This is a genomic window from Pantoea sp. Tr-811, assembly GCF_011752535.1.
Lineage (GTDB): Bacteria > Pseudomonadota > Gammaproteobacteria > Pseudomonadales > Pseudomonadaceae > Aquipseudomonas.
Map to the genome: position 1 here is coordinate 408,460 of NZ_VWXJ01000004.1, position 21,520 is coordinate 429,979.

Below are 21,520 nucleotides of genomic sequence, written 5' to 3' on the forward strand. Positions count from 1 at the left end.
CTTCTAAGTATTGTTTCGTGCAGGCGACTTAATTTGCCTACCCTGCAAGCCAAAATGACTTGCCTAGTAGCGTATCGGCTTAACCCCTAGCAGCTTTAGAAAAAATATTATGTTTCAGATATTCATATTTTGATACACACTGATTTATCCAGACGTATGGAACAAGCAGCCCACGCATTATGGCCACCCGTTTACTGGCCCGAAACAAACGTAGGAGCGAGCGCAGCTCGCGATGCGCCGCGCGGGCGGCGCTCGTTCTCATAGGCGCCACAACCATCAAGGCATACACCTGCTAGCCCTGACACGCCCTGAAGGCAGGCATATCATCGCCATCACGCAAAAAAACCGGCCCCGCAATCGGGGCCGGCCTCTTCAACCAAAAATTGTCGCTATTACTTAGTCGCCGTCAGCGCATTGTAGCTAGTCATCAGGTTGCGGTAGTCCGGAATGTGGTTGGAGCACAGCGCCGCCAGGCCTTCGATGTCGTTGCGCCAGTCGCGGTGCAGCTCGCAGGCCACGCCGAACCAGGTCATCAGTTGCGCGCCCGCCTGGCTCATGCGGTCGTGGGCGGCATCACGGGTCATTTCGTTGAAGGTGCCGGAGGCATCGGTCACCACGAACACATCGAACTCTTCTTCCAGGGCCGACAGGGCTGGGAAGGCGACGCACACTTCGGTGACCACGCCAGCGATGATCAGTTGCTTCTTGCCGGTGGCCTTCACCGCTTTCACGAAGTCTTCGTTGTCCCAGGCGTTGATCTGGCCTGGACGGGCGATGTACGGGGCGTCCGGGAACAGTTCCTTGAGTTCCGGCACCAGCGGGCCGTTGGGGCCTTGCTCGAAGCTGGTGGTGAGGATGGTCGGCAGGTTGAAGAACTTGGCCAGGTCAGCCAGGGCCAGCACGTTGTTCTTGAACTTGTCCGGCTCGATGTCGCGTACCAGGGACAGCAGGCCAGCTTGGTGGTCGACCAGCAGCACGGCGGCGTCGTCTTTGTTCAGGCGGTTGTAGGTGAATTTGCTCATGGTCTGTGCTCCTAAGGTTTATGAATTTTTCAGCAATTCGGGGTGTTTCGCGTTGATGGGCACAGATTAAAATCATCACCCTAAGGGCGGTAGTCAGCAGATTTTGGCTTTAGCGTTCCATCTGGAGAACGATCATTGGAAGACCTCAATTCCCTCTACTACTTCACCCAGGTGGTCGAGCACGGCGGCTTCGCACCCGCCGGGCGGGCGCTGGACATGCCGAAGTCGAAGCTCAGCCGGCGTATCGCCGACCTCGAAGACCGCCTGGGCGTGCGCCTGCTGCACCGCACCAGCCGCCTGTGCTCGCTGACCGAAATCGGCCAGGCCTATTACAACCGCTGCCTGGCCATGCGGGTGGAGGCCGAGGGCGCGGCAGAGATCATCGAGCGCAACCGCAGCGAGCCGCGCGGGCTGGTGCGCATCAGTTGCCCCACTACCCTGCTCAATTCCTGGGTCGGGCCGATGCTGACCCGCTACATGCTCAAGTACCCTCAGGTGGAGCTGTTCATCGAAAGCACCAACCGCCGCGTCGACCTGCTGCACGAAGGTTTCGACCTGGCCCTGCGGGTGCGCTTCCCGCCGCTGGAAAACACCGACATGGTGATGAAGGTGCTGAGCAACAGCACCCAGTGCCTGGTGGGCCAGCCGCAGTACCTGGAGCAGCTGCCCGAAGGCTTCGACCCGCAGCTGCTTGGCACCCTGCCCAGCCTGCACTGGGGCAGCGCCCAACGGGAGTACCAGTGGGAACTGTTCCAGGGCGAGGACACCAGCCGCAGCATCGTCATCCCGCACACCCCGCGCATGGTGACCGATGACCTGTTCGCCCTGCGCCATTTCGTGGTGGCCGGGGTGGGCATCGCGCACTTGCCGCGGGTGGCGGTGCGCGATGACCTGGCAGCGGGGCGGCTGGTGGAGCTGATTCCGGATTGGCACCCACGGTGCGGCATCGTGCATGCGATTTTCCCGTCGCGGCGCGGGTTGCTGCCGTCGGTGCGGGCGCTGATCGATCACTTGGCCGAAGAGTTCGCCATCAGCGACATGGCTTGAGGTTAACTCGTCTCACCGGCCCTGTCGCGGGGCAAGCCCGCTCCTACAACCGCTGTTTTTGTAGGAGAAAACCCAGCCCTCGCGCAGGGAACATTGCCAGCAGCCGCGCCGCAATTCCCTGTAGGAGCGGGCTTGCCCCGCGAAAGGGCCCGCACAGCCATCACCCACACCAGCACACCCTTACAAGACCCCCACCCCACTCTTAGCCCAAAGTCCCGGATCATAGCCCCCTCGGAGCCCCCATGATCCGCGCCACCCACGGACCAGGCCGCGCCCTGCTCGTCACCCTTGCCTTGTACCCGGCACTCAGCCAGGCCGACGAACCCGGCTGGTCGCTGCTCAGCCGCAACTATTTCCTCCACAGCGACTTCCGCTCCCCCTCCCCCAGTGGCCAGAACTACCGCCAGGAATGGGCCCAGGGTTTCATCGGCGAAGTACGCTCGGGGTTCACCGAAGGCGTGATCGGCGTTGGCCTGGATGCCCACGGCTTTGTTGGCCTGAAGCTCGACGGTGGCCGTGGCCATGCGGGCACCGGCCTGCTGCCACGCGACAGCGATGGCCGCGCCAAGTCCGACTACGCCAGCGCCGGGGCCGCCCTCAAGCTGCGCCTCGGCGACACCCAGCTGCGCTATGGCGAGATGACCGTGGAAACCCCGGTGTTCGACACCGGCGACAAGCGCCTGCACCCCGAATACGCCACCGGCTGGTTTGTGGAAAACACCAGCCTGCCCGACTGGCGCCTGCAGGCCGGGCGTTTCACCGCGTTCAACAACCAGGACAACAGCTCCACCCACGATGACTTCACCGGCTACGGCGCCACCACCCGCAACCATGCCATCAGCCTGGCCGGGGCCACCTTCGCCCCGCACGGTCCCTTCGGCGGCGCGCTGTACGCAGGCCAACTGGAAGACACCTGGCGCCAGGCCTACCTGAACCTGAACCTGGCCCAAGGCAACTGGCGTCTGGACGGCAATGTCTACAAAACCCGCGACACCGGCAACGCCAGCGCCGGGGCCATCGATACCCTGGCCTACAGCCTGCTGGGCAAATACAGCTTCGGCGCCCAGGCCCTGACCCTGGCCTACCAGAAAGTCGAGGGCAACACCCCGTTCGACTTCGTCGGCGGCGACTCCATCTACCTGGCCAACTCGATCAAGTACGCCGACTTCAACGGCCCCGGCGAGCGTTCCTGGCAACTGCGCTACGACCTCAACTTCGCCAGCCTCGGCGTGCCCGGCCTGAGCCTGATGGGCCGCTACGTCAGCGGCCGCGGCATCGACGGCAGCCATGCCCCGGCTGGCGGCGTGTATGTCGGCCAGCAAGGCCAGGGCGGCAAGCACTGGGAGCGCGACATCGACCTCAAGTACGTGGTGCAGTCGGGCGCCGCCAAGGACCTGAGCCTATCGTTCTCCCACGTCAGCCACCGCGCCAACCAGGCCCAGGCCGGCGACGATATCGACCGCATCTACCTGATCATCGAATACCCACTCAAAGGCAGCTTCTGACATGAGCACATCCCCTTCAGGCGCCTGGAGCCCGTTGCGCAACCTCACGTTCCGCATGCTGTGGATCGCCACCATCGCCTCCAATATCGGCACCTGGATGCACGAAGTGGGCGCCGGCTGGCTGATGACCACATTGTCGGCCAGCCCCCTGCACGTGGCATTGATCCAGGTGGCAGGCTCCCTGCCGATGTTCTTCCTGGCCCTGCCCGCAGGCGCGGCGGCCGATATCGTCGACAAGCGCCGCTACCTGCTGCTGGTGCAGCTGTGGATGTCCGCGGTGGCGGTGGTGCTGGCGGCACTGACCCTGCTGGGGTTGATGAACGTCACCCTGCTGCTGGTGCTGACCCTGGCCCTGGGTATCGGCACGGCGCTGATGATGCCGGCCTGGAGTGCGCTCACTCCGGAGCTGGTGGGCAAGGAAGACCTGGCCAATGCCGTGGCGATTTCCAGCGTTGGCATCAACGTGTCGCGGGCCATTGGCCCGGCCTTGGCCGGCGTGGTGGTGAGCCTGGTCGGGCCGTGGCTGACCTTCGCACTCAATGCGGTGTCGTTCGCCGGGGTGATTCTGGTGCTGTTGCTGTGGAAGCGTGAGGTGAAGGAGCCGCTGCTGCCGGCCGAGCGTTTCGTCGGCGCCATGCGCACCGGGCTGCGTTTTGCGCGCAGCGCCAAACCCTTGCAGGCGGTGCTGCTACGGGCACTGGCGTTCTTCTTCTGCGCCAGTGCCGGCACCTCGTTGCTGCCACTGATCGTGCGCGGCGAGATGCACGGCACTGCCGCCGATTTCGGCCTGTTGCTGGCGGCCATCGGCATTGGTGCGGTGGCTGGCGCCACCCTGCTGCCGCGCCTGCGCGAGCGCATCAGCCGCGACCGCCTGGTGATGCTTGCCAGCCTGTTGTATGCCCTGTTCCTGCTGATGCTCGCGCTGGTACGCGACTTCTACCTGCTGCTGCCGGCGATGCTGCTCAGTGGCGCAGCGTGGATCGCCGTGCTGTCCAACCTGCAGGTAGCGGCACAAACGTCTGTGCCGGCCTGGGTACGGGCTCGGGCGTTGTCGGTGTATATCCTGATCTTCTTCGGCGCCATGGCCTGCGGCGGGCTGCTGTGGGGCACCCTGGCCAGCCATGGGTCGATCACCTTGAGCTTGTTGCTGGCAGCCGGTGGCCTGGCGCTGGGCACGCTGCTGACCTGCAAGGTGACGCTACCGGAAACCGAGGCCGAGGAGCTGACACCGTCGCTGCACTGGCCAGTGCCGGTGCTCGGTGATGACCTGGACAAAGACCGCGGCCCGGTGATGGTCACCGTGGAATACCACATCGAGCCGGCCAAGGCCGAGGCGTTCCAGGTGGCGGCGCGGGAGCTGGAAGCCATGCGCAAACGCAATGGCGCGTTGTCCTGGGGGTTGATGCGCGACAGCGCCGACCCTGCCTTGTGGCTGGAGTTCTTCTTCGAAGAGTCGTGGCTTGAGCATTTGCGGCATCACCATCGGGTGACCCGGGGTGAGCTGAAGATCGAGGCGCGGGTGCGGATGCTGCAGAGCGAGGGGGTCGAGGTGAAGATCCGGCATTTGTTGGCTGGGGAGCACCGGGGCCATCATTGATGATGGGTTTGCTGGCCTCATCGCGAGCTTTGCTCGCTCCTACGGGGCTGCGGGAGCCTGGTAGGAGCGAGCGCAGCTCGCGATGCGCCGCGCAAGCGGCGCTGAGAGGGTCAGCTTAGAACGCGAAGCACGAGCAACCCAAGGCCCCCCAGAAGCCCTGGAAGTCATTGACCGGGACACTCGATTTGCGTGCCTTGTCATGGCTGTGCGCGTGCACCCCGCACGGCCCCGAGCATTGGTGCACGGATGCCGCCAGCGATGGCGTGCCCACGCGCCAGTGCCCTGGCACCTTGGCCACCGGGGACCACTCTGGCAGCACCGGCACCTGCGGTGGGCCGAGGCGGTCGAATTCGCCCGCCGCATACACCACCTTGCCATCGACGATGGTCAGCACCGACTCGATGCCCTTGATCGCCTCTTCTTCAACGCTGAAGAAGTCCAGCGACAACGCCGCCAGGTCAGCCAGCTGGCCTACCTTGATCTGGCCCTTCTTGCCCTGCTCGCTGGAGAACCAGGCACTGCCCTGGGTGAACAGCTGCAGCGCGGTGTCGCGGTCCAGGCCTTCTGGGTACAGCTCCATGCCACCGACGGTTTTGCCGCTGACCAGCCAGTACAGCGAAGTCCAAGGGTTGTAGCTGGACACGCGAGTGGCGTCGGTACCGGCGCCCACCGGGACGCCCATGTCGAGCATGCGCTTGATCGGTGGAGTCTGCTCGGCAGCCTTGGCGCCGTAGCGGTCGACGAAGTACTCGCCCTGGAAGGCCATGCGGTCCTGGATGGCGATACCACCGCCCAACGCACGCACACGCTCGATGCTCTGCGGGGTGATGGTTTCAGCGTGGTCGAAGAACCACGGCAGGCCATTGAACGGGATGTCGCGGTTGACCTTCTCGAACACGTCGAGCATGCGCGTGATCGATTCGTTGTAGGTGGCGTGCAGGCGGAACGGCCAGCGCTGTTCCACCAGGTGGCGCACCACCGGCTCCAGCTCTTCTTCCATGGTTTGCGGCAGGTCCGGGCGCGGTTCGAGGAAGTCCTCGAAGTCGGCGGCGGAGAACACCAGCATCTCGCCGGCGCCGTTGTGGCGCAGGAAGTCGGTGCCGCTGTGCAGCTTGACGCTGGAGGTCCACTTGCGGAAATCGTCCAGCTCTTCCTTGGGCTTCTGGGTGAACAGGTTGTAGGCAATGCGTACGGTCAGCTGGTTGTTGTCGGCCAGCTCCTGGATCACCGAGTAGTCATCGGGGAAGTTCTGGTAACCGCCGCCGGCGTCGATGGCGCTGGTCAGGCCCAGGCGGTTCAGCTCACGCATGAACTGGCGGGTGGAGTTGACCTGGTATTCCAGTGGCAGCTTCGGCCCCTTGGCCAGGGTGGCGTAGAGGATCATCGCGTTCGGGCGAGCAATCAGCATGCCGGTCGGGTTGCCGAACTTGTCGCGCTGGATTTCGCCACCCGGCGGGTTCGGGGTGGTCTTGTCGTAGCCAACGGCCTTGAGCGCGGCGCGGTTGAGCAGTGCGCGGTCGTACAGGTGCAGCAGGAACACCGGGGTATCGGGGGCTGCCTGGTTGATTTCTTCCAGGGTCGGCATGCGTTTTTCAGCGAACTGGAATTCGTTCCAGCCACCGACCACGCGCACCCACTGCGGCGTTGGCGTGCGTGCGGCCTGGTCCTTGAGCATGCGCAGGGCATCGGCCACCGACGGCACGCCTTCCCAGCGCAGTTCCAGGTTGTAGTTCAGGCCGCCGCGGATCAGGTGCAGGTGCGAGTCGTTCAGGCCCGGAATCACCGTGCGCTGCTTGAGGTCGATGATCTGCGTGGCGGCGCTTTTGTGGGCCATGGCCTCGGCGTCGTTGCCCACGGCGATGAAGCGGCCATCCTTGATGGCGACGGCGGTGGCGGTGGGCTTTTCGCGGTCAACGGTGTGCAGTTTGCCGTTGAACAGAATCAGGTCGGCGGTCATGGAACCTCCTCGGATGAATGTGTGGACGCAACCGCAGAGCATGCCGGTTGGCTTGGCGTCAGGGATTGGATGGATGTGCTGCCAGCTCTGGCCTCTTCGCGGGGCAAGCCCGCGCCTACAGGTTTCGCGCAACCCTGTAGGCGCGGGCTTGCCCCGCGAATGCCTCACACCATTACTTCTGAAGGAACGCCAGCAGGTCTTCGTTCAGCTGCTGGGCATGGGTTACGGCGAACCCGTGGGGCGCCCCGGCATACACCTTCAGCTCAGCCCCGCGAATCAGCTCGGCCGCCCGCTTGCCCGTGACCTCGAACGGCACGATCTGGTCGTCGTCGCCATGGATCACCAGGGTTGGCACATCGATCTTGGCCATGTCCGGGCGGAAGTCGGTTTCGGCGAACGCGGTCACGCAGTCCAGGGTGCCCTTGATCGAGGCCAGCAATGCGATATTCAGGGTCTGGCTCTGCACGCCCTGGGATACCTTTTGCCCGTGGTTGATGCCATAGAACGGCGCGGCGAAGTCGGCGATGAACTGCGCGCGGTCGGCACGCAGGCCGTCGCGAATGCCTTCGAACACCGACAGGTCGACGCCCTCGGGGTTGTCGTCACGCTTGCCGAACACCGGCGTCACCGCCCCCAGCAATACCAAGCCGGCCACCCGCTCGCTGCCATGGCGGGCGATGTAGCGGCTGACATCGCCACCGCCCATCGAGAAGCCCACCAGGGTGACGTCGCGCAGGTCGAGGTGTTCGATCAACTGGGCGATGTCATCGGCGAAGGTGTCGTAGTCGTAGCCGCTCCACGGCTGGCTCGAACGGCCGAAACCGCGGCGGTCGAAGGCGATGGCGCGGTAGCCGCGGCTGGCCAGGAACTCCATCTGCGAATCCCACATGTCGGCATCCAGGGGCCAGCCGTGGCTGAACAACACGGGCTTGCCACTGCCCCAGTCCTTGTAATAGATCGAAGTGCCGTCGCGGGTAACGAGCGTGGTCATGTCGGTATCTCCTTGAAGTGTCGAGGTGAAGGCGTTGCTTCAGCCGCGCAGCCAGGTGGCGCAGCGGCGGGTTACCCAAGGCATGATGTAGAACACCACGGGCAGGATGACGAACAGGTTGGCGATCAGGTTGCCGCTGATCGGGCCGCCCAGGTGTGGGAAGCGCGCGAACAGGGGCGCCAGCAGCTGCGGGATGATCATGGTCATGGGGCAGATCACCAGGTAGGTCAACAGCGCCTGCTTCCAGCGCGGCGGTTGCGGCGCGCTGGTGCTGGCCGGGGTGAACCAGAACTCCGGGTCGTCGTGGACCTGGGTGTGGTCACCGCCTTCGAGCAACGGCAGCACTTCACTGACCAGTGCCTGGCGCTCGGCGGAGTTGACCCAGGCCTGCAACAGGCCAGCGTCGGCGAAACGCACCACGGTGGTGAAGTGTAGCCCGCCCTCGTCGGGGCGAATGACGTTGACGTCCAAGTGCCCTGGCTGGCGACGCGCGGTGCTGACCGTGCGCTTGAGCCAGGCCTCGTAGCCCGCCAGTGACTCGGCGCGGACCTTGTGCTGGATGACCAGGGTCACCACGTTGCGGTTGTCTTGGAATGCGGTGTTCATCGGCGTTCCTTGGGATGAGCTTGCCCGCATCCACTGTGCAACGGTGGACGGGCGGAGGATTGGATAGGTGTGCTGCGCTGGGCGGGCACCGACTGGCGGTGCCCGGGCGCAAGGCTTACTTGTTGGCGTTGAAGGCGTTGTAGCTGGTCATCAGGTTGCGGTAGTCCGGGATGTGGTTGGAGCACAGCGCGGCCAGGCCTTCGATGTCGTTGCGCCAGTCGCGGTGCAGCTCGCAGGCCACGCCGAACCAGGTCATCAGTTGCGCGCCCGCCTGGCTCATGCGGTCGTGGGCGGCATCACGGGTCATTTCGTTGAAGGTGCCGGAAGCATCGGTTACCACGAACACATCGAACTCTTCCTCCAGGGCCGACAGGGCGGGGAAGGCGACGCACACTTCGGTGACCACGCCAGCGATGATCAGCTGCTTCTTGCCGGTGGCCTTCACCGCTTTCACGAAGTCTTCGTTGTCCCAGGCGTTGATCTGGCCTGGGCGGGCAATGTACGGCGCGTCCGGGAACAGTTCCTTGAGTTCCGGCACCAGCGGGCCGTTGGGGCCTTGCTCGAAGCTGGTGGTGAGGATGGTCGGCAGGTTGAAGAACTTGGCCAGGTCCGCCAGGGCCAGCACGTTGTTCTTGAAGGCATCCGGCTCGATGTCGCGCACCAGGGACAGCAGGCCAGCCTGGTGGTCGACCAGCAGTACGGCGGCGTCGTCTTTGTTCAGGCGGTTGTATTTGAAGTTAGTCATTTGGGTAGCTCCTAAGGGTTTTGATTTTCAGTAAGTTGGGTGTTTCGCGTTGATGGGAGAAGATTAAAACCATCACCTTTGGAGCGGTAGATAGTGGTTTTTGGCTTTAGCGTTCTGTTTTAGGAACGATGGATTGGCGCTGCTGTGCAGCGCATCGCGAGCTTTGCTCGCTCCTACCCGGCCAGTGCACGGCCTGTAGGCGCGGGCTTGCCCCGCGAAGAGGCCGGCACAGGCCCATTGCCTGCCCGGCCAACCTGCTCTATTACTACGCACAGCCCTCCCCTCACCCCCGAGACGCCCATGCTGGCATTCATCCAGTCATCCCCGTTACTGCTCGGTACCGCCCTGCTCCTGCTCGACCTCGTTCTCTGGCAGCTGATCCCAATACAGCGCCGTGCCTGGCGCATCGGCACGCGGCTGGTGATCTTCCTGCTGTTCAGCTCAGTGCTGGTGGCCGCCGGCATGAGCCCGCTGCAACCGCCGCCGTGGCCGGACGACGTTTCGCGCAACCTCATGGCCACGGTGCTGGCGATTGGCTGGTGGCTGTTCGGCGCGCGCACGGTGACGGTGGTGTTCGGCCTGCTGCTGGTCGCCCGTGGCAGCCATGGCGGGCGCCTGCTGCAGGATGTGCTGGGGGCGCTGATCTTCCTCGCTGCCGTGGTCGCCGCTGCTGGCTATGTGATGCAGCTGCCGGTGAAGGGCCTGCTGGCCACTTCCGGGGTAATGGCCATCGTCATCGGCCTGGCGCTGCAAAGCACCCTGGCCGACGTGTTCAGCGGCATCGTGCTGAACACCACGCGGCCCTACCAGATTGGTGATTCGATCTCCATCGACGGCACCGAAGGCAAGGTGCTGGACATCGACTGGCGCGCCACCCGCCTGCTCACCGGCAGCGGCAGCCTGGCGGTGATCCCCAACTCGGTGGCGGCCAAGGCGCGGCTGCTCAACCATAGCCGCCCAGCCGATGTGAACGGGGTGTCGATCAGCGTGGTAGTGCCGGCCAAGGTCAGGCCCAAGCGGGTGTTCGATGCGCTGGAGAAGGCCCTGCAGGGCACCAGCGCAATCCTTGCCTCACCCAAGCCCAAGGTCACGGTGAAGGCCTCGTCGCTGGAGTCGGTGGAATATGAGGCCAGTGGTTTCATTGCCGACATGGCCGGCAAGACCGAGGCGCGCAACCAGCTGTTCGACCTGGCCCACCGGCACCTGGAGGCCAGCGGTGTGATGTGGAACGTCGACCTGGCGATGCCGCCGCGCACGCGCCAGCGTGAAGTGCTGGACGAAGTGCGGGTGTTCCGCTCATTGACCGAGGAGGAACGCGATGCCCTGAGCCAGCGCATGACGACGGTGGAGTACCTGGCCGACCAGGTGATTCTGGGCGTGGGCGAGCATTCCGAGCATTTGCTGGTGATTGGCAGCGGCGTGGTGTCGGCGTCGGTACGTGAGGGTGACCGGCTGCTGGAGGCCGGGCGCATGGGGCCGGGCGAGGTGCTGGGGATCGAGGGGATCATCGACGAGGAGGCGTCGCTGGCCGAGTTCCGCACCTTGACCAGCTGCGTGCTGTACCGAATCGACAAGGCGCAGGTGAAGAACTGCCTGGAACAGCGGGGTGATGTGCAGACCGCGTTGAGCAAGCTGCAGCGGTTCCGGCGCCAGAGCCGGGAATCGCTGTTGTTGCAGAAGCCGGTTTCGATCAAGAAGGGCGGCTTCTTGAGCTGGTTGCACAAGTAAGCCTGGGCGGGCCCTTTCGCGGGGCAAGCCCGCTCCTACACCGCGAAGGGGCCGGTGCCTACAACACAACTCTTAGGCATTGCCCCGCGTGGTACAGCGAGAACCCGGACTCGTAGAACGCGGTTCGCAACGAAGGCGCACTCACCCCGCGCATCGGCGAGAACGGAATCGGCAAGCTGTCCGCCTCCCCCTTCAACAGAAACTCGGCAAACGCCCGGCCAATCACGGTGCCGGTGGTATTGCCGCGCCCGTTGTAGCCGGTGACCGCCACCAGCCCTGGCGCCGGTTCGAACAAACGCATCAGGTGGTCAGGGGTGAAGTCGATGCAACCCGTCCAGTGCATTTCCCACTCGACCTTGCCCAGCTGCGGGTAGTAGTGCCCCTGAATCCGGTCTGCCCAGCTGCGCACGAACCAGGCCGGCTTGTTGTCGACCCGGCCAAGGCTGCCAAGCAGCAGGCGGCCCTGGTCGTCACGGCGGATGCTGCTGAGCACGGTGCGGGTGTCCCACGAGCCTTGCCCGTGTGGCAGCACCTTGTCGGCGGCGGCGCCGTGCAGCGGCTTGGAAGCCACCTGGTAGTAATAACCGCGGAAGAACTGCTTTTGCAGGTTGCTCCAGTCGCCTTCGGTGTAGGCACCGGTGGAAATCACCACCTTGTCGGCGCGCACCGAACCCCGCGCGGTCTTCACCCGCCAGGCATCGCCCTCACGCTCAAGGCCTTCGACCGAGGATTGCTGGAACAGCTTGCCGCCCAGGCCCGCCACGGCAGCAGCCAGGCCCTGGGTGTAGCCCATCGGGTTGATGGTGCCGGCGCGGCGGTCGAGCAGCGCGGCGGAAATCTTGTCGGTACCGCAGTATTCCTGGCACTGGGCGCCAGTCAGCAACTCGACATCAGCCCCGCGGCGACGCCATTGTTCGTGGCGCGCTTCGAGGTCGGCGATACCGGTGGCGTTGTGCGCCATGTGCAGCGTGCCCTGGTGCCGGGCCTGGCAGTCGATACCCAGGCGGTCGATCAGTGCGAACACCTCGCCAGGGGCTTCACCAAGCACCTTGTTCAGGCGGCTGCCCTGCTTCTGGCCGAGGGTGGCCTCGACGTCATCGGGGCGGATCCAGGTGCCGGCATTGACCAGGCCGACGTTGCGCCCGGAGCCACCATGGCCGATTGTCCAGGCTTCCAGCAGGATCACCGACTTGCCCTGTTCGAGCAGGTGGATGGCCGCCGACAGGCCGGTGATGCCGCCGCCGATCACGCAGACATCGGCCTTGTGTTCACCGGCCAGGGCCTGGGTGGCGACGGTCGGTTGGCTGACGTGTTCCCACAAGCATTGTTGACGCAGTTCGGACATGGCCCGGCTCCAGCAGTGTTGTTCTTGTTGGGGCTGCTGTGCAGCCCTTTCGCGGGACAAGCCCGCTCCTACAAAGATCTCCATTGCCTGCGCGATCCCTGTAGGAGCGGGCTTGCCCCGCGAACCGGGGGCAAGCCCCCGGCCATACCGCCTCATTCCATCAATCGAACACGATACCCTGGGCCAGCGGCAGCTCACGCGAGTAGTTCACGGTATTGGTCTGGCGGCGCATATAACCCTTCCAGGCATCCGACCCGGACTCGCGCCCACCGCCGGTTTCCTTCTCGCCACCAAACGCCCCGCCGATCTCCGCACCGCTGGTGCCGATGTTGACGTTGGCAATGCCGCAATCGCTGCCCGAAGCACTCTGGAAGCGCTCGGCCTCGCGAATGTCGGTGGTGAAGATGCACGAGGACAGGCCCTGTGGCACTTCGTTGTTCAGGCGCAGGGCCTCTTCGAAGTCATCGTAGGCCAGCACGTACAGAATCGGCGCGAACGTCTCGTGGCGCACCACATCGCTCTGGGCGGGCATCTCGGCAATGGCCGGCGACACGTAGTAGGCATTCGGGTACTGCTCGGCCAGTTGGCGCTCACCGCCGAACACCTGGCCACCCTCGTCGCGGGCCTTGGCCAGTGCGCCTTGCATGGCGTCGAACGACAGCTTGTCGATCAACGGGCCGACCAGGTTGTCCTTGCGAGGGTCGCCGATGCGCACCTTGCCATAGGCGGCTTTGACGCGGGCCACCACTTCGTCCTTGATCGAGCGGTGCACGATCAGGCGGCGCAGGGTGGTGCAGCGCTGGCCGGCGGTGCCTACGGCCGAGAACAGGATGCCGCGCACGGCCAGGTCCAGGTCGGCGCTCGGGGCCAGGATCATGGCGTTGTTGCCGCCCAGTTCCAGGATGCTGCGGCCAAAGCGGGCCGCTACCCGTGGGCCCACTTCACGGCCCATGCGGGTGCTGCCGGTGGCGCTGATCAGCGGCACGCGCGGGTCGTCGACCAGGGCTTCGCCGGCCTCACGGCCACCGATCACCAGTTGCGCCAGGCCCGCCGGGGCATCGCCGAAGGCGTTCAGGGCTTTTTCGAACAGCGCCTGGCAGGCCAGGGCAGTCAGTGGGGTTTTCTCGGACGGTTTCCACACCACGGCGTTGCCGGCCACCAGGGCCAGGGCGGTGTTCCACGCCCACACGGCGACCGGGAAGTTGAAGGCGCTGATCACGCCGACCACGCCCAGCGGGTGCCAGGTTTCGCGCATGTGGTGGCCGGGGCGTTCGGAGGCAATGGTCAGGCCGTACAGCTGGCGCGACAGGCCAACGGCGAAGTCGCAGATGTCGATCATTTCCTGCACTTCGCCCAAGCCTTCCTGGGTGATCTTGCCGGCTTCGATGGACACCAGTTCGCCAAGGTCGGCCTTGTGCGCACGCAGCACTTCGCCAAACAGGCGCACCAGTTCGCCACGGCGCGGGGCCGGCACGCTGCGCCAGGCTTCGAAGGCGCGCTGGGCCTGGTCGATGCGGGCGGTTGTCTCGGCCTTGCCGAGCAGTTTCACCGAGGCGATCTGGCTGCCGTCGATCGGCGTGTGAACAGGGTAGTCGCCCTGGGTGTAAGCCTCGGCGGCAACGCCAAGGCGCTCGAGCAATCCAGCAACCATTTGTGCTTCTCCTACATCGGGTGATGGGGTGGAAAAATGATGTGGATCAGTATTAATCCGATCACACCGGTGCAACAAACGACCTTTATTCCGCATATCATTCCGTCAGGTAATGATCCGAGCCACAGAGACCGCTATGTCCAAACGCCTGGTGCCTTCCATGACCGCGCTGCAGTGCTTCGAGGCCGCAGCCCGTCACCTGAGCTTTACCCGTGCCGCCGAAGAACTGCACCTGACGCAAAGCGCGGTCAGCAAGCAGGTGGCGCAGCTTGAAGACATGCTGCGCCACCACCTGTTCCTGCGCATCCGCCGGCGCCTGCAACTGACCCCGGCCGGCAGCCTGTACCTGGCCGAGGTCAACAAGATCCTCACCCAGGTCGACATGTCCAGCCGCTACGTGCTGACCTACGGCGAGCAGACCGAGATATTGAAGGTAGCCACTCAACCGAGTTTTGGCGTGCGCTGGCTGATTCCGCACCTCAAGGGCTTCGGCAAGCGCCACCCCAATATCCACCTGGATATCCGCAACGAGATGGAGCCGTTCGCCCTGCTGCAAGGCTCGGCGGATGCGGTGTTCTTCTATGGGCAGGGCACCTGGCCGGGGGCAACCTGCATCGAGCTGTTCGGCGAGGAAGTGGTGCCGGTGTGTGCCCCGGAGTTGCTGGCCGGGGGTGAGCCGGACAGTGCCGAGGCGTTGGCCCAACGGGTGCTGCTGCAAAGCACGTCGCGGCCGGAGGCCTGGCATGAATGGTTTCTGGAGCTGGGGTTGCACAGTGTCAGTGCCTACCATGGGCCGCGATTCGACACGTTCTATATGGCGCTCAGTGCAGCGCAGGCCGGCTGTGGGGTGGCCTTGGTGCCTCGCTACCTGGTGGCGAAGGAGTTGGCCGAGGGCAGTCTGGTGATTGCCTGGGACCATGCGATGAAAAGTGCCGGGAAGCATTACCTGGCGTTTGCCGAGCATGCGGCGGAGGTGCCGAAGGTCAGGGCGTTGGTGGAGTGGATTCGCGAACAGCTTCCGGCTTGAGGGCCCATTCGCGGGGCAAGCCCGCTCCTACAAGGCGCGGGCTTGCCCCGCGAAGAGGCACTCAAGGTCGATCAAAAATGGAATGACTGGCGCACTTTTTTTCGCTTGTGAGCCAAGTGCATTCCCAGCTTTCATGTAAGTGTCCGAACCCAACCAGGAAGCTTGCGATGCCCGCCCACGATTTCGTCAGCCCCGACAGCATCCGCGCGCAGTTCTCTGCCGCCATGTCGCTCATGTACAAACAGGAAGTGCCGCTGTATGGCACGCTGCTGGAGCTGGTGAGCGAAATCAACCAGCAGGTGATGGCCGAACAGCCTCAGGTGGCGCAGGCCCTGCGCTGGACCGGCGAGGTCGAGCGCCTGGACCAGGAGCGCCACGGCGCCATCCGCGTTGGCAGCGCCGAGGAGCTGGCGACCATCGCCCGCCTGTTCGCGGTCATGGGCATGCAGCCGGTGGGCTACTACGACCTCAGCTCAGCCGGCGTGCCGGTGCATTCCACGGCCTTTCGCGCCGTGCACGAGCAATCGCTGCACGTCAGCCCGTTCCGTGTGTTCACCTCGCTGCTGCGCCTGGAACTGATCGACAACCCGCAACTGCGCGCCATGGCCCAGGGCATCCTCGCCAAGCGCCAGATCTTCACCCGCCGCGCCCTGGAGCTGATTGCCCAATGCGAACGCGATGGCGGCTTGAGCGCCGCCGATGCCAACGAATTCGTGCAAGAAGCGCTGCACACCTTCCGCTGGCACCAGGAGGCAACGGTCACCGCCGAGCAGTACCAGCAGCTGCACGACCAGCATCGCCTGATCGCCGACGTGGTGGCCTTCAAGGGCCCGCACATCAACCACCTGACCCCACGCACCCTGGACATCGACGCCATCCAGCTGGGCATGCCGGCCAAGGGCATTCCGCCGAAGGCCGTGGTCGAAGGCCCGCCCACCCGTCGCCACCCGATTCTGCTGCGCCAGACCAGCTTCAAGGCACTGCAGGAGAAGGTGGCCTTCAGCGACCACCAAGGCAGCCACACGGCTCGCTTCGGCGAAATCGAACAACGTGGCGCGGCACTGACGCCCAAGGGCCGCCTGCTGTACGACAAGCTGCTCGATGCCACCCGCGCCGCCCTGGGGGGCGTGCCGGCCGAGGCCAATGCCGAGCGCTACAGGGCGCTGTTGCAGGAAACCTTCGCCCAGTTCCCGGATGACCTGGCGCAGATGCGTGAGCAGGGCCTGGCGTATTTCCGCTATTTCGCGACCGACAAGGGCCTGGCGGCGCGTGGCCAGGCTGACCGCCCGACCACGCTGCAGGGGCTGATCGAGGCTGGCCATGTGCACTTCGAAACGCTGGTGTACGAGGACTTCCTGCCCGTGAGCGCTGCGGGGATTTTCCAGTCCAACCTCGGCGATGAAGGCCAGGCCGACTATGGCAGCAATGCCAACCGCGAGGCGTTCGAGGCGGCGCTGGGGCTGCAGGTGCAGGATGAGTTGGCGCTGTATGCGCAGAGTGAGCAGCGCTCGTTGCAGGCGTGTGCCCAGGCGTTGGGCCTGAGTTCAATGTAGGGCCCCGATCGCGACCTGCGGTCGCTCCTACCAGGGATTGCACGCCCCGGTAGGAGCGACCGCAGGTCGCGAATGGGCCGCAACGCGGCCCCGTACGGTGTCAGCGGAAGCGCCCCACTTCCTCGCGCAACTGCGCCGCCAACCCTTCCAGCTCACGAGCGGTAAAGGCCAGTTCATTGGCCACATCCCGCTGCTCGCTGTTGGCCTGGGCAATGCTCTGCAGGTTGCGGCTGAGCACCGTCGCGGTGCTGCTCTGCTCCTGGGTCGCCGTGCTGATCACGGCAAACTGCTCACCCGCCGTGCGGCTTTGTTCATCGATCCGCGCCAGCGCCTGGGCCACCTTGTCATTACGCTCCAGCCCCTGCTGCATCAACTGGTTACCCTGCTCCAGGGTGGTGATGGCATGCCCGGTCTGCTGCTGGATGCTGGTAATCATCCCGGAAATTTCATCGGTGGCCTGGCGGGTACGGGCCGCCAACCCACGCACTTCGTCGGCCACCACGGCAAAACCGCGGCCCTGCTCGCCGGCACGGGCGGCCTCGATGGCTGCGTTGAGCGCCAGCAGGTTGGTTTGCTCGGCAATCGACGTGATCACGCTGATGATGCCGCCGATCTCCTGCGAGCGTGCGCCCAGGCTGTCCATCACCGTGGCGGTGCCACCGAGGGCTTCGGCAATCTGTTTCAGCGAGCTGGACGCCTCGTCCATGGCGCTACGGCCGATGCGGGTTTGCTGGGCGTTGTCGCGGGCCATGCGCTCGGTGCCGGCCATGTTGTCGGCGATGTTCATGGACGTGGCGCTGAACTCTTCCACGGCGCCGGCCATGCTGGTGATCTCACCTGACTGCTGGTCCATGCCCTCGCACGCCCCGGTGGACAACCCCGAGAGCGACCGGGCACGGCTGCTGACCTGTTCGGAGGCGCTACGGATGTGCTCGACCATGGTCGACAAGGCATCGCCCATGCGGTTGAAACTGCGCGCCAACTGGCCGATCTCGTCATGGCTGGTGACGTTCAGGCGTGCACTGAGATCGCCTGCGCCGAGGGCTTCGGCCTGGCGAACCAGGTCGTCCAGCGGGCGCAGCCTGCGGCGCAGCAGCCACAGGGTGGCGGCCACGGCCAGCAGCATCGCCAGCAGGCTGCCAATGGCCAGGCGCAGGCCAACGCTCCAGGTCACCTCGCGGATTTCCGCTTTGGGCATGCTGGCGACCACGGTCCAGGGGCCTTCGGCGAAAGGTGCGCTGGCACTGAACAGGTCCTGGTCGGCATTGGCCGGGGGCACCAGCCACTGGCCCTGCTCGTCGCGAATGGCCAGGGAACCGGTTTCGCCGATGCGAAAGCGCTTGAGGTTGGCGAACTGGGCATTCTGCGCATCGGTGTAGTCGAAGCCGACGAACAGCACGGCGATCACCCGGCCGCTGCTGTCGCTGACCGGCACGTAGCGGGTCATGTAGTTGCGCTCGAACAGCACCGCGCGGCCAACGTACATCTGCCCAGCCAGCAGCTTGGTGTAGGCCGGGTGCTTGCGGTCGAGCAGGGTGCCGATGGCGCGGCTGCCGTCCTGCTTCTTCAGGTTGGTGCTGATGCGCACGAAGTCATCGCCGCTGCGCACGAACAGGGTCGCGATGCCGGCGGTCATCTGCTGAAATTCGTCGACCACCTGGAAGTCGTTGTTGAGCAGCTGATCGCCCTGGTACAGCGCAGGCGTAGCCTGGCCTGCAACCTCTACCGTCTCACCCGGGCGCAGCGCCAGGCCTGCGGCAAAGCGGCGCTCGAACAGGCCGCTGAGGCGTTGGGTGTTTTCCTTGAGCGAACCATGGAAGGTGTCGAGCTGGTCGGCCAGCAGCCGAGCTTCGCTGGCCAGGTGCGCCTGGCGGGTGGCAAGGTTGGCGTCGTCCAGCGCGCGCAGGGCGAACAGGGTACTGCCGGAAATCACCAAGGCCAGCACGATGGCGAGGGCGACACCGAGCTGGGAGGCGATTCGGGCACGCGGTTGAGACATGAAAAGGCTCCTGGCAAGAGGCTGGGATCGATCCTGATCACGCTGACCGCCTGCTGATAATCGACGGGAAAGCGCGTCCTCTTCCGGGACGCTGGTACCAGTAGATCGGCGTCGGTTTTGAATACTTGAGTATCGGGTAGGGGTATTGGCAAACGTTTTCTTTTGTCTGTGCCGGCCCTTTCGCGGGGCAAGCCCGCTCCTACAAGGAGGGCGCAAAACCTTGTAGGAGCGGGCTTGCCCCGCGAAAGGGCCGGCACAGGCGATCAAATAGCCGGCAGGATATCCACAGCTGGCAACGCCACCGCCGCCGCCTCTTCCTGCAAGAACACGCTCAAGCGCCGTAACCGCTCGCCACCGGGCCGGGTCCGAGGCCACACCAGGTAGTAGTCCATCCCGCTGGGCACCGCCGTTGGCCACGGCAGGCTCAAACGCCGCTGGGCCACATCCTCGGCCACCATCAGCAAGTCGCCCATCGAGATGCCGTACCCCCGCGCCGCCGCGATCATGCCCAGCTCCAGGGTGTCGAACACCTGCCCTCCCTTGAGCGATACCTTGTCGCTCAGGCCCATGCGTTCCAGCCATTCGCGCCAGTCACGCTTGTCTGGCGTGGGGTGCAGCAACTCGATACCGGACAGCCGACGCTCGTCCCAAGGCCCCTGCTCCAGCAGATCGGGCGCGCCCACGGGAATCAGCAGCTCGGAAAACAGCCGGCGCACTTCCCAGTCGGCGGGAAATACCCCATCACTGAGCAACACCGCGCAGTCGAACGGTTCCTGGTTGAAGTCGACATGGTCGACATCCATCCAGGCACTGGTCAGCTGCACCTCGTTGCCCGGCTGCAAGTGCCGGAAATGGCTCAAGCGTGCCAGTAGCCAGCGCATGGTCAGGGTCGAGGGGGCTTTCATGCGCAAAATGTCATCTTCCCCACGCAAGGTATCGCAGGCCCGCTCCAGCGCGGCGAAACCTTCGCGCACGCCGGGCAGCAGCACCCGCGCTGCCTCGGTCAATTGCAGGTTGCGACCGCTGCGCACGAACAAGCGGCAGGCGAAGTGCTCTTCCAAGGTGCGAATATGCCGGCTGACGGCACTCTGGGTAATCGACAGCTCTACCCCGGCACGGGTGAACGAACTCAGCCGAGCCGCGGCTTCGAATGCGCGCAGCGCATACAACGGGGGCATCTGACGGGACATGAGGCACCTGCCATGTTTGGGCGCGACGAACATGGGAGAAATCATACGCGCATGACTTTAACTCATGCCATGCATCGCTTTTATCCTTTTGTGCAAAGCTGACCGAAGCCTCAGAATCGTCCCTCGCCCACAGGCCCAGGAAGAAGGATTTCACCCATGCACGTTGCGCCCACCACTGAACTCAAGGCTTTGCTGCGCCTGGCCGGGCCGCTGATCGCCTCGCAGTTGGCGCACATGCTGATGGTGCTGACCGACACCCTGATGATGGCCCGCATCAGCCCCCAGGCCCTGGCCGGCGGTGGCTTGGGGGCGGCGAGCTATTCGTTCGTGTCGATCTTCTGCCTGGGCGTGATCGCCGCAGTCGGCACCCTGGTGGCGATTCGCAAGGGCGCCAAAGACATCGAAGGCGCCACGCGCCTGGCGCAGAACGGCTTGTGGCTGGCCTGGGGCCTGGCGTTGCTGGCGGCATTGGCACTGTGGAACCTCAAGCCGGTGCTATTGCTGTTCGGCCAGCAGCCGGCCAACGTCGACGCGGCCAGCGAGTTCCTGACCCTGCTACCACTGGCCCTGCCCGGCTACCTGACCTTCATGGCCCTGCGTGGTTTTACCAGCGCCCTGGGCCGCTCCACCCCGGTCATGGTCATCAGCCTGGTGGGCACGGTGCTCAACTACCTGTTCAACGTGGCCCTGATCGAGGGCATGTTCGGCCTGCCCAAGCTGGGCCTGATGGGCATTGGCCTGGTGACGGCGGTGGTGTCGATGGGCATGGCCATCGCCCTGGCGCTGTACATTCGCTGGCACCCGGCCTATGCCGACTACCCACTGCGCAAGGGCCTGTCGCGCCCGTCGCTGGCGGCGCTGCGCGAGTTGTGGCGGCTGGGGCTGCCGATTGGCGGCACCTACATGGTGGAAGTGGGGCTGTTCGCCTTTGCCGCGCTGTGCATGGGCGTGCTGGGCAGCACGGAGCTTGCGGCGCACCAGATCGCCCTGCAGATCGTGTCCACCGCGTTCATGGTGCCGACCGGGCTGTCCTATGCGGTAACCATGCGCGTGGGGCTGTACTACGGCGGCGGCAACCTGCTTGCGGCGCGCAGCGCCGGGCGCGTGGGGATCGGCTTCGGGGCGATGATCATGTTCGGCTTCGCGGCATTGTTCTGGCTGCTGCCCGAGGCATTGGTGGGTGTTTTCATCGACCGTAGCGACCCAGGCTTTGCGGCGATCTATCAACTGGCCGTGCAACTGCTGATGGTGGCGGCCTGGTTCGAGCTGTTCGACGGCATGCAGACCATCGCCATGGGCTCGATCCGTGGGCTGAAGGACGCCAAGACCACCTTCCTGATCGGGCTGTGCTGCTATTGGCTGGTGGGGGCGCCGAGCGCCTGGCTGTTCGCCTTCAACCTTGGTGGTGGCGCGGTGGGGATCTGGTGGGGGCTGGCGTTGGGGCTGGCCTGTGCAGCGGTGGCGTTGACCTTGGGGTTCGAGTGGCGGATGAAGCGGTTGATGGTGAAGGCCGGGGTTGGGGTGGCGGTTTCGGCCTGACATGAGGGCCCTTTCGCG

General features: G+C 64.9%; 16 protein-coding genes. 7 read left to right on the plus strand and 9 right to left on the minus strand.

Annotated elements, in window-relative coordinates; genetic code table 11:
• Window positions 1-392: 392 nt before the first annotated feature.
• Window positions 393-1,022 carry an isochorismate family cysteine hydrolase YcaC gene (gene ycaC, locus F3J44_RS08930; RefSeq protein WP_167066050.1) on the minus strand — a complete coding sequence of 210 codons (630 nt, stop codon included), beginning with the start codon at window positions 1,020-1,022 and terminating at the stop codon, window positions 393-395.
• Between the two features lie 135 nt (window positions 1,023-1,157).
• Here ycaC (F3J44_RS08930) and F3J44_RS08935 point away from each other — a divergent pair, with 135 nt between their 5' ends.
• The 3 genes from F3J44_RS08935 (at window position 1,158) to F3J44_RS08945 (ending at window position 5,171) form a co-directional block, all read left to right on the plus strand.
• Complete coding sequence (locus tag F3J44_RS08935) at window positions 1,158-2,069, plus strand: LysR substrate-binding domain-containing protein (RefSeq protein ID WP_167066053.1); 912 nt, start codon at window positions 1,158-1,160, stop codon at window positions 2,067-2,069.
• Between the two features lie 242 nt (window positions 2,070-2,311).
• The gene (locus F3J44_RS08940; protein ID WP_167271774.1) at window positions 2,312-3,574 is read left to right on the plus strand and encodes an OprD family porin; all 1,263 of its coding nucleotides are present in this window, start codon (window positions 2,312-2,314) and stop codon (window positions 3,572-3,574) included.
• A gap of 1 nt (window position 3,575) precedes the next feature.
• Window positions 3,576-5,171, plus strand: a complete 1,596-nt coding sequence (locus F3J44_RS08945) for an MFS transporter (protein WP_167271776.1) — start codon at window positions 3,576-3,578, stop codon at window positions 5,169-5,171.
• 115 nt (window positions 5,172-5,286) lie between these two features.
• On the opposite strand, the gene F3J44_RS08950 is transcribed toward F3J44_RS08945, so the two are convergent.
• From F3J44_RS08950 to ycaC (F3J44_RS08965), 4 genes are all read right to left on the minus strand, one after another.
• Window positions 5,287-7,128 carry an amidohydrolase gene (locus tag F3J44_RS08950; protein WP_167271778.1) on the minus strand — a complete coding sequence of 614 codons (1,842 nt, stop codon included), beginning with the start codon at window positions 7,126-7,128 and terminating at the stop codon, window positions 5,287-5,289.
• 172 nt (window positions 7,129-7,300) lie between these two features.
• The gene (locus F3J44_RS08955) at window positions 7,301-8,119 is read right to left on the minus strand and encodes an alpha/beta fold hydrolase (RefSeq protein WP_167066064.1); all 819 of its coding nucleotides are present in this window, start codon (window positions 8,117-8,119) and stop codon (window positions 7,301-7,303) included.
• A gap of 39 nt (window positions 8,120-8,158) precedes the next feature.
• Window positions 8,159-8,725, minus strand: a complete 567-nt coding sequence (locus tag F3J44_RS08960) for an antibiotic biosynthesis monooxygenase (RefSeq protein ID WP_167271780.1) — start codon at window positions 8,723-8,725, stop codon at window positions 8,159-8,161.
• A gap of 115 nt (window positions 8,726-8,840) precedes the next feature.
• The gene (gene ycaC, locus F3J44_RS08965; protein WP_167066070.1) at window positions 8,841-9,470 is read right to left on the minus strand and encodes an isochorismate family cysteine hydrolase YcaC; all 630 of its coding nucleotides are present in this window, start codon (window positions 9,468-9,470) and stop codon (window positions 8,841-8,843) included.
• Between the two features lie 300 nt (window positions 9,471-9,770).
• Here ycaC (F3J44_RS08965) and F3J44_RS08970 point away from each other — a divergent pair, with 300 nt between their 5' ends.
• The gene (locus F3J44_RS08970) at window positions 9,771-11,198 is read left to right on the plus strand and encodes a mechanosensitive ion channel family protein (protein WP_167271782.1); all 1,428 of its coding nucleotides are present in this window, start codon (window positions 9,771-9,773) and stop codon (window positions 11,196-11,198) included.
• A gap of 58 nt (window positions 11,199-11,256) precedes the next feature.
• Here F3J44_RS08970 and F3J44_RS08975 read toward each other — a convergent pair whose 3' ends face one another.
• Both F3J44_RS08975 and F3J44_RS08980 read right to left on the minus strand, forming a co-directional pair.
• Complete coding sequence (locus F3J44_RS08975; RefSeq protein WP_167271784.1) at window positions 11,257-12,543, minus strand: FAD-binding oxidoreductase; 1,287 nt, start codon at window positions 12,541-12,543, stop codon at window positions 11,257-11,259.
• A gap of 160 nt (window positions 12,544-12,703) precedes the next feature.
• On the minus strand, window positions 12,704-14,194 hold the full coding sequence (locus F3J44_RS08980) for an aldehyde dehydrogenase family protein (protein ID WP_167271786.1): 1,491 nt from the start codon (window positions 14,192-14,194) through the stop codon (window positions 12,704-12,706).
• A gap of 136 nt (window positions 14,195-14,330) precedes the next feature.
• On the opposite strand from F3J44_RS08980, the gene F3J44_RS08985 reads away from it, so the two are divergent.
• Window positions 14,331-15,221 (plus strand): LysR family transcriptional regulator, encoded by an 891-nt coding sequence (locus F3J44_RS08985; protein WP_167271788.1) that lies wholly within the window; start codon window positions 14,331-14,333, stop codon window positions 15,219-15,221.
• 167 nt (window positions 15,222-15,388) lie between these two features.
• Complete coding sequence (locus F3J44_RS08990) at window positions 15,389-16,774, plus strand: VOC family protein (RefSeq protein WP_167271790.1); 1,386 nt, start codon at window positions 15,389-15,391, stop codon at window positions 16,772-16,774.
• A 100-nt stretch (window positions 16,775-16,874) separates the two neighbouring features.
• Here F3J44_RS08990 and F3J44_RS08995 read toward each other — a convergent pair whose 3' ends face one another.
• Entirely contained in the window at window positions 16,875-18,773 is a 1,899-nt protein-coding gene (locus F3J44_RS08995) for a methyl-accepting chemotaxis protein (RefSeq protein ID WP_167066086.1), read from the minus strand.
• A gap of 263 nt (window positions 18,774-19,036) precedes the next feature.
• Window positions 19,037-19,963, minus strand: a complete 927-nt coding sequence (locus F3J44_RS09000; protein ID WP_167271792.1) for a LysR substrate-binding domain-containing protein — start codon at window positions 19,961-19,963, stop codon at window positions 19,037-19,039.
• Window positions 19,964-20,119: 156 nt separating this feature from the next.
• Here F3J44_RS09000 and F3J44_RS09005 point away from each other — a divergent pair, with 156 nt between their 5' ends.
• On the plus strand, window positions 20,120-21,502 hold the full coding sequence (locus F3J44_RS09005) for a NorM family multidrug efflux MATE transporter (protein ID WP_167271794.1): 1,383 nt from the start codon (window positions 20,120-20,122) through the stop codon (window positions 21,500-21,502).
• Window positions 21,503-21,520 lie beyond the last annotated feature (18 nt).

What these genes read in the sequence shown, in the direction of transcription:
- F3J44_RS08980 (WP_167271786.1), bottom strand. Translation starts at nt 14,194, where the DNA reads ATGGTTGCTGGATTGCTCGAGCGCCTTGGCGTTGCCGCCGAGGCTTAC.
- F3J44_RS09000 (WP_167271792.1), bottom strand. Translation starts at nt 19,963, where the DNA reads ATGTCCCGTCAGATGCCCCCGTTGTATGCGCTGCGCGCATTCGAAGCC.
- F3J44_RS08955 (WP_167066064.1), bottom strand. Translation starts at nt 8,119, where the DNA reads ATGACCACGCTCGTTACCCGCGACGGCACTTCGATCTATTACAAGGAC.
- F3J44_RS09005 (WP_167271794.1), top strand. Translation starts at nt 20,120, where the DNA reads ATGCACGTTGCGCCCACCACTGAACTCAAGGCTTTGCTGCGCCTGGCC.
- ycaC (WP_167066070.1), bottom strand. Translation starts at nt 9,470, where the DNA reads ATGACTAACTTCAAATACAACCGCCTGAACAAAGACGACGCCGCCGTA.
- F3J44_RS08990 (WP_167271790.1), top strand. Translation starts at nt 15,389, where the DNA reads ATGCCCGCCCACGATTTCGTCAGCCCCGACAGCATCCGCGCGCAGTTC.
- F3J44_RS08950 (WP_167271778.1), bottom strand. Translation starts at nt 7,128, where the DNA reads ATGACCGCCGACCTGATTCTGTTCAACGGCAAACTGCACACCGTTGAC.
- F3J44_RS08945 (WP_167271776.1), top strand. Translation starts at nt 3,576, where the DNA reads ATGAGCACATCCCCTTCAGGCGCCTGGAGCCCGTTGCGCAACCTCACG.
- ycaC (WP_167066050.1), bottom strand. Translation starts at nt 1,022, where the DNA reads ATGAGCAAATTCACCTACAACCGCCTGAACAAAGACGACGCCGCCGTG.
- F3J44_RS08975 (WP_167271784.1), bottom strand. Translation starts at nt 12,543, where the DNA reads ATGTCCGAACTGCGTCAACAATGCTTGTGGGAACACGTCAGCCAACCG.
- F3J44_RS08970 (WP_167271782.1), top strand. Translation starts at nt 9,771, where the DNA reads ATGCTGGCATTCATCCAGTCATCCCCGTTACTGCTCGGTACCGCCCTG.
- F3J44_RS08985 (WP_167271788.1), top strand. Translation starts at nt 14,331, where the DNA reads ATGTCCAAACGCCTGGTGCCTTCCATGACCGCGCTGCAGTGCTTCGAG.
- F3J44_RS08995 (WP_167066086.1), bottom strand. Translation starts at nt 18,773, where the DNA reads ATGTCTCAACCGCGTGCCCGAATCGCCTCCCAGCTCGGTGTCGCCCTC.
- F3J44_RS08960 (WP_167271780.1), bottom strand. Translation starts at nt 8,725, where the DNA reads ATGAACACCGCATTCCAAGACAACCGCAACGTGGTGACCCTGGTCATC.
- F3J44_RS08940 (WP_167271774.1), top strand. Translation starts at nt 2,312, where the DNA reads ATGATCCGCGCCACCCACGGACCAGGCCGCGCCCTGCTCGTCACCCTT.